This window comes from Frankia sp. CcWB3, assembly GCF_977927595.1.
The window spans coordinates 2,637-3,449 of sequence record NZ_CDWRCK010000266.1 but is presented as its reverse complement, the minus strand read 5'-3'; the positions used below and the strand labels follow the sequence as shown (position 1 = coordinate 3,449).

General features: G+C 66.5%; 1 protein-coding gene. It reads left to right on the top strand.

Annotated elements, in window-relative coordinates:
* Positions 1–633 precede the first annotated feature (633 nt).
* The coding region (locus ACY5KJ_RS17095; RefSeq protein WP_462203837.1) for an nSTAND1 domain-containing NTPase at positions 634–813 on the top strand (180 nt) is incomplete at its 3' end.

The following is an 813-nucleotide window of genomic DNA, read 5'->3' as shown; positions in this document are numbered from 1 at the left end:
GAGTAAAAGATTCGATCCGGACGCGTGCTAATGCTACACCCCGACCCTATCGGAGAGGAGGGTCTCGCATCTCGGCCGTCGCCGGCCCGCCGCACCATCTCGCCACCCCAGCGGTTTCCTTGTCAGGGGTCAAGCGCCGGGGCCGGCGCGTCGCCGCCGGGTCCGTCCGGCGGTGACGGCGACCACTGTCGCGATCGATCGACTGGCTTTCCGCGGGGGAGGAGCTCCGACGTTGTGGCATTCGCCGCGAGCGCATACTATCGCCGCGAGCGCATACTAGGTTGTTGTCCCGCGGAGCGCCGGCAGCGCACGACTGACGGCGGACGGGCGGTGCCGTCCTTTGCGGACTGAGTCCATGACCGAGTCCATGACCGACCGGCGGTACGCCTCCCGTGGGCGGGGGTCCGCTCGGCTCGGCGGTCGTGCGCGTCTCGCGGTGCACGGGAGGCGCTTTCGGGTGGTACGTCCGAACTCCGGCGACCCGGCGTCGGATATCATTCAGGGGTACTGTCAGGGGTGCTGTCGATTCGCCGGGGAGAGGCTTTTTACTACCTTGTTTACCAGGATGGTCATTGCTTGTGAAGGAAGGCGGGGAAGACCTGACCCGACCAGCGATTTCGGGACGCGGGGGTAGTGGTGGTCACCGTACTTCCCCGCCATTCTCCCTATGTCGGCCTCACGCCCTTTCAGGAGACCGACGCCGAATTTTTCTTCGGGCGCCGCGCCGCGGCGCACGCCCTGCTCGCGAAATGGCTTGAAAGTCGGCTGGTCGTCCTGCACGGGCGGGCCGGGGTCGGAAAAACGTCGTTGTTG